Genomic DNA, 6,084 nt, shown 5'->3' on the forward strand with positions numbered 1-6,084 from the left:
TTTAGATGTCGAAAAATTAGAATGGATTTATATAGATGAAAGGTGAGAAAGTGGCATGCGCTTATTAGTTGTAGAAGATAATGCACCTTTATTGGAATCAATTACACAAATTTTACGTGATGAATTTGAAGTGGATACAGCGGTAAATGGAGAAGATGGATTGTATTTGGCACTGCAAAATATTTACGATACGATTCTTCTTGACGTAATGATGCCAGGGATGGATGGTTTTGAAGTTATTCAAAGAATACGTGATGAAAAGATTGAGACTCCTGTCTTATTTTTAACAGCTAAAGATTCTTTGGAGGATCGAGTAAAAGGATTAGACTTTGGAGGAGATGATTATTTAGTTAAGCCATTTCAAGCTCCGGAACTGAAAGCGAGAATTCGCGCTCTATTACGTAGAAGCGGTAGTTTAACAACAAAGCAGACCATCAAGTATCGTGGGATGGAGTTGTTTGGAAAAGATAAGGACATTCAAGTAGATGGAGAAGCAATAAAATTAACGTTAAAGCAATATGAGCTTTTAGAATATCTTATTCATAATAGAGGGAAAATCTTAATGCGTGAACAAATTTTTGATCGTGTGTGGGGATTTGATTCGGATACAACAGTAGCGATTGTTGAAGTGTATGTGCATCATCTTCGCAAAAAATTAGAGCCATTTGGTTATCAGAAAGATATTCAAACCGTTCGCGGTATTGGATATATATTAAAAGAGCAATGAAGAGGGAAAGTATGTTTCAAAAAACACGTATTCGTCTTACCATTTTAAATTCATTGGTATTCATCATATTGATTGGGGTGTTAGGGAGTGTTATCTATGCATACATGTACAATCGGATTTATAGCGGAATAGATACTTCTATAGAAATCGCTAAAGCAAAAGAGGAGAAAGATTCTAGGTTTCCATCAAAAGGAGTTGCTAAAATTCATATTGGGGATCCGCGGATTACGAAATTAACATGGCACGGAAAACAAGTTCTAGTAGATGAGAAGGGATTCAAGTTTGATCCTATTTTTCAAGAAAATATTTCAGAGTTTTTTCCGGGAAAACTGGAAGAGTTTCAAGATATTCAAATAGAAGGGCGAAGTTTTAGAGTGTTTGCGTTCCAACGTGATACCGAAATTGTCCAATTTGTGCGCGATGCAACTGCGGAAAGAGATATGTTACATACATTATTGCTCATTCTTATAATTGGATGCGGTATAGGTAGTTTATGTGCAATTGGACTTGGATTCTTCTTAGCCGGAAAGGCCCTTATACCTATTCGAAATTCTTGGGAGAAACAGCAACAGTTTGTTTCTGATGTATCACATGAATTACGAACGCCACTCGCAGTTATTCAATCGAAAACAGACGTATTGTTTCAATCACCTTCCGCGACAATAGAAGAAAAAGCAGTTGATATATCTACTATTTCGAAAGAGTGCAGGAGGCTATCAAAGCTCGTTGCCAATCTATTGTTATTAGCGCGTTCAGATTCGAATCAAATCGAAATGGATAAAAAGAATTTTGTACTAGATGAGTTATTACAGGAGGTAGTAGATCCGTATAAGGAAATTGCTGCATACCAAGAAAAAAAGATGATATTGAAAGTGGAATCTAAAGTATCATTTATTGGCGATAGGGAAAGAATTCATCAATTGATTGTAATTTTACTAGATAATGCGATGAAATATACGAATGAGGGGGGAAAGATCCAAATAGGTTGTATACAAACAGGTACGTCAATTACCATGCAAGTAAAAGATGATGGAATAGGGATTAAGGAAGAAGATATTTCGAGATTGTTTGACCGCTTTTATCAGGGGGATAAAGCCAGAACGAAATCAGAGGGAGCAGGTTTAGGACTTTCGATCGCTAGTTGGATTGTGGAAAAGCATTATGGAAAAATAACCGTAAAAAGTAAACTTGGAGAAGGTACTTGTTTTGAAATTGTTTTTCCAAAAAAACAAAGAGTATAGGAGAAATGAAGGACGGCCTTGTTTTTTTTACAAGATCGTCTTTTTTTAAGAGAAAGTTAAGGAATGTTTTTTAGAATGAATGTTGTAAGGAAGAAGTAGCTAAAAAGTTTCATATTGATTTATATGGTAAAAATAGTTACCAAGTGCTAAGAGAAATAAATGAGCAAAAAGTCATCCAAATGGCAGATGGGCTTGGAATAGATGGAACAAATATAAATATTCAATAGCTAACGGAAAAGAACTTATCTTTTTACCCATGGTCCAAACAGATGTGGATGCATTTTATTTGCATTTAACGAATGAAAAAGGATGTGAAGATAGAAGAATGATACGGAGTTGGAAGATGTATATATGTGTGGTTGTATTAGGAATGATTATTTGTAGCGTATATATGAAAAAGAGCGATATAATTCCCGTTACTAAACATGTAGAGAAAGTAAAGAGCCTTGTCTCAAATCAATCTGTTCAAAAGAAAAGCGGTAAGAATCAACTCGTCATTCCGACTAAACATGCTCAACAGAAAAAGGGATTTGTGAATACAGATGAAGAAAAAGTATTACTGCAAAATGTACCTTTTATCCAGCAGTTGCCAGAGTTAGATCGGGGATGCGAAGTAACCAGTTTAGCTATGATGTTACAGTACGCAGGTGTTTCGGTAGATAAGATGACACTGGCTGATGAAATACCGAAAGTTCCCTTCTCAAATAACGGTGTACGTGGTAATCCGAATGAAGGATTTGTAGGGGATATTTATACCTTTTCTGAATCAGGATATGGAGTGTATCATGAGCCGCTTTTTCAGTTAGCAAATAAATACTTACCAAATCGAGCTGTTGATTTAACAGGTAAAAATATAAATGAAATTTATAGAGCTGTAAAAGAGGGCGAACCAGTTATTATGATTACAAATGCAACATATGCTCCATTAGGTGAAGATGAATTTGATACATGGGAAACAGATGCAGGCAATGTTTCGATTACGTACAATGAACATTGCGTTCTTCTTATTGGTTATGATAAAGAATCGGTATATATCCATGATCCGCTTAGTGATACGCCGAATGTCAGCGTCCCAAGAGAAAATTTTGAACAAGCATGGGTACAAATGGGGAGTCAAGCAATTAGCTATATGAACTAGACAGGAAATGGAGTGAGTGGGAGAGAAGTTCTACCATCTTATACTATGTTAAAGGAGAAGAGACATGGAACTAGGATTAAAGGGAGATGAAATTAAATTCGTTCATTATACGGATGAATGGCGGAAAGAATTTACTAAGGTGAAAAATGATATACAAAAAAATGTCAATATAGAAGAGAATCGTATTGAGCATATAGGTAGTACAGCTATTGAAGGAATTTTAGCTAAGCCTATTGTGGACATATTAGTCGCGGTGAATGATTTAAATTCAGTGGAGGAATCCATTATAAAGGGGCTTAAAAAAATCGGTTTTTTACAATTAAAAGTGAAACGACCGGGTGAAATTGTTTTTGCAAAATTTACAGATGATTCTTTTGAGAAACGAACACATTATATTCATTTAGTTGAGTATAAAAAAGATCTTTGGAATAACTTAATTTTTTTTCGAGACTATTTAAATGAACATGAAGAAGCGAGAGAAGAATATACAAATTTAAAACTAGACTATGTAAAGATACGTTCGACTGGGATAAGAGAATATACGGATCATAAAGAACGGTTTGTAAAAAGTATTTTTAAGAAGAGAAAGTGATGACGATAGTACATTTCCATTTTCAAAATAAGAAATAAGAGGAATTCAGCATATGTAGTATACTGAATTCCTCTTATTTTTGTGTTTCATTTATGAATGCTTCCATTATACATTTCATTATTTTTTATGAGAACGCGTGAAAAAAGCAATTGTTAAAATAGGTGACACAGCAGTGAGAATGTAAGAATAAATGAGTACTTTGAAATATGTAATTGATAAAATCTTTGCAAATTATCATTATATGTTGTTTTATTAATTATGATTATATAAAATTACACAGACGCTTTATATTTAAATAAAGGGGGGCTTATTATGCAAAATATATTTCAGCGATTTAGAGGAACTAGTATTAAAAAGAAATTAATCTTTTCATTTCTCATTCTTTTAACTGTACCTGGGTTTATTATTGGTGGTGTTTCCTATCAGACTGCAAAAACGAATTTTGAGCAGCAACTTACGGGGAAAGCCAAGGAAAATATTTCAGTTTTAAATGGTGTTATTACTCAAAATATAGAAGCAAAATTTGTTGATGCGGCATATTTTGCCGATGCTTTAACAGAAGATACATATCCAAATGGACAAGAAGACATAGTAAGAACGAAATTAACAGAATATATAAAGCTTCATCCAGAAGTAGAGGGCATTTATATTGGAACGCAAACAGGGAAATTTATAAGAGAACCATTTATTCAAATGCCAGAAGGATATAATCCAACAGAAAGATCATGGTATAAAGAGGCAAGTGAAAATAAAGATAAGGTAATTGTTACTGCCCCATATCAGTCGACCTCTACAAAAAATATGGTGGTAACGATCGCAAAGCAGACGAAAGATGGTAAAGGTGTTATAGGGATTAACTTAAATCTGGATAACATATTAAAGATTTCAAAAATGATTGATATTGGTAAGAAGGGTTATGCTGTTATCTTAGATCAAAACAAACAAATTGTTAGCCATCCATCTAGAAAAGGTGGATCAAAGGTTACAGATCCTTGGGTGACACCAATTTATGAAAAAAATGAAGGAACTGTGTCTTATACCGAAAAAGGTGATGAAAAGAAATTAATCTTTACAACAAATGAGAAAACAGGCTGGAAAATAGTTGGTGTTATGTTTGAAGATGAAGTGATTCAAGCAGCTGATCCAGTCTTTTATAAAACGTTAATTGTCATTGTAATTTCTATTGCACTTGGCAGTGTTTTAGTTTATTTCCTTACACAGTCTATTACAAGGCCACTACGTAAAATTGTAGATTCTGCACATAAAATTAGCAGAGGAGATTTAACAGAAGAAATTACTGTTCATTCAAAGGATGAGATAGGAAAATTAGGGGATTCATTTAATGAAATGTCTACTTCTCTACGTAGTGTTATTTCGCAAATTAGCGTTTCTGCAGAACATGTAGCAGCCTCAGCGGAGGAGTTAACAGCGAATGTACAACAAGCAAATGATGCAACTGACCAAATTACACTTGCAATGGAACAAGTATCGAGTGGGGCTGAATCACAAAGTCGGGGTGTTGAGGAAGGCGCAGCTACGCTACAACAAGTAAATACAGCAATTCAAAATGTGACAGGAAGTGCAGAATCTATTTCGGTTTCTTCATCACATACAAGACAAAAGGCAGATGAAGGTGAAGGACTAGTAGAGCAAACAGCGAAGCAAATGCAGTCTATTTCTCAATCTGTTTCCCAATCAGATAGTATTATTAAACGGCTTGATGAGAGATCAAAACAAATTGGTGCCATTTCGGAAGTGATTCAAACTATTGCGCAGCAAACGAATTTACTCGCTTTAAATGCAGCGATTGAAGCAGCAAGAGCAGGTGAACAAGGACGCGGATTTGCAATTGTGGCAGACGAGGTTAGAAAGCTAGCAGAGCAATCGGAAGGGTCATCAGGTGAAATTGCAAATTTAATTAAAGAAATTAAGATGGACATTGAGCATACTGTACAATCAATGGATCATGTTAGCGAAGAAGTTCAGTGTGGTCTAGAAGTTGTAAACAAAACAAAAACAAGCTTTACAGAAATTTTAGATTCGACTAGTCATATTGTTTCGCAAGTTGATCAAATGGTTGAAACAACAAAACTTATGGCGGGAGATGCAAATGAAGTGACAAATGCCATTGATGAAATTGCGGCAGCAGCAGAAGAAAATACAGCAAGTATGCAAAGTGTCGCAGCCTCAGCAGAAGAACAAATTAATTCAATGGAAGAAATTAGCTCGTCTGCTCAAAACTTAGCAGAGATGGCAGAGGAATTACAAGAAATGATTAGTAAATTTAAAGTATAATGGTAAGAAATAAGTAAGATGAGGATTTTATCATCTTACTTATTTTTCTATATATACATCAATTAAAAAACCACATAAAACCCCTCTTTTT

The 6,084-nt window shown here is 34.6% G+C and carries 5 protein-coding genes and 1 pseudogene; all 6 read left to right on the plus strand.

The genetic code is table 11. The features are described 5' to 3' along the window. Positions 1–55 precede the first annotated feature (55 nt). The 6 genes and pseudogenes from V7183_RS18195 to V7183_RS18220 all read left to right on the plus strand — a co-directional run bounded on the left by V7183_RS18195 (position 56) and on the right by V7183_RS18220 (position 5,993). Complete coding sequence (locus V7183_RS18195; protein ID WP_335360373.1) at positions 56–727, plus strand: response regulator transcription factor; 672 nt, start codon at positions 56–58, stop codon at positions 725–727. Then, entirely contained in the window at positions 724–1,968 is a 1,245-nt protein-coding gene (locus V7183_RS18200) for a sensor histidine kinase (RefSeq protein WP_335360374.1), read from the plus strand. The genes V7183_RS18195 and V7183_RS18200 overlap by 4 nt, the downstream gene beginning before the upstream one ends. Before the next feature lie 89 nt (positions 1,969–2,057). After that, positions 2,058–2,269, plus strand: a pseudogene (locus V7183_RS18205) (transporter); the annotation flags it as partial. 24 nt (positions 2,270–2,293) lie between these two features. Further along, on the plus strand, positions 2,294–3,106 hold the full coding sequence (locus V7183_RS18210; RefSeq protein WP_335360375.1) for a C39 family peptidase: 813 nt from the start codon (positions 2,294–2,296) through the stop codon (positions 3,104–3,106). A 64-nt stretch (positions 3,107–3,170) separates the two neighbouring features. Then, the gene (locus V7183_RS18215; RefSeq protein WP_097896584.1) at positions 3,171–3,698 is read left to right on the plus strand and encodes a GrpB family protein; all 528 of its coding nucleotides are present in this window, start codon (positions 3,171–3,173) and stop codon (positions 3,696–3,698) included. Positions 3,699–4,010: 312 nt separating this feature from the next. Next, complete coding sequence (locus V7183_RS18220) at positions 4,011–5,993, plus strand: methyl-accepting chemotaxis protein (RefSeq protein WP_097896583.1); 1,983 nt, start codon at positions 4,011–4,013, stop codon at positions 5,991–5,993. Positions 5,994–6,084: the final 91 nt, after the last annotated feature.

The organism is Bacillus sp. JJ1127 (genome assembly GCF_036965845.1).
Taxonomy (GTDB): Bacteria; Bacillota; Bacilli; order Bacillales; family Bacillaceae_G; genus Bacillus_A.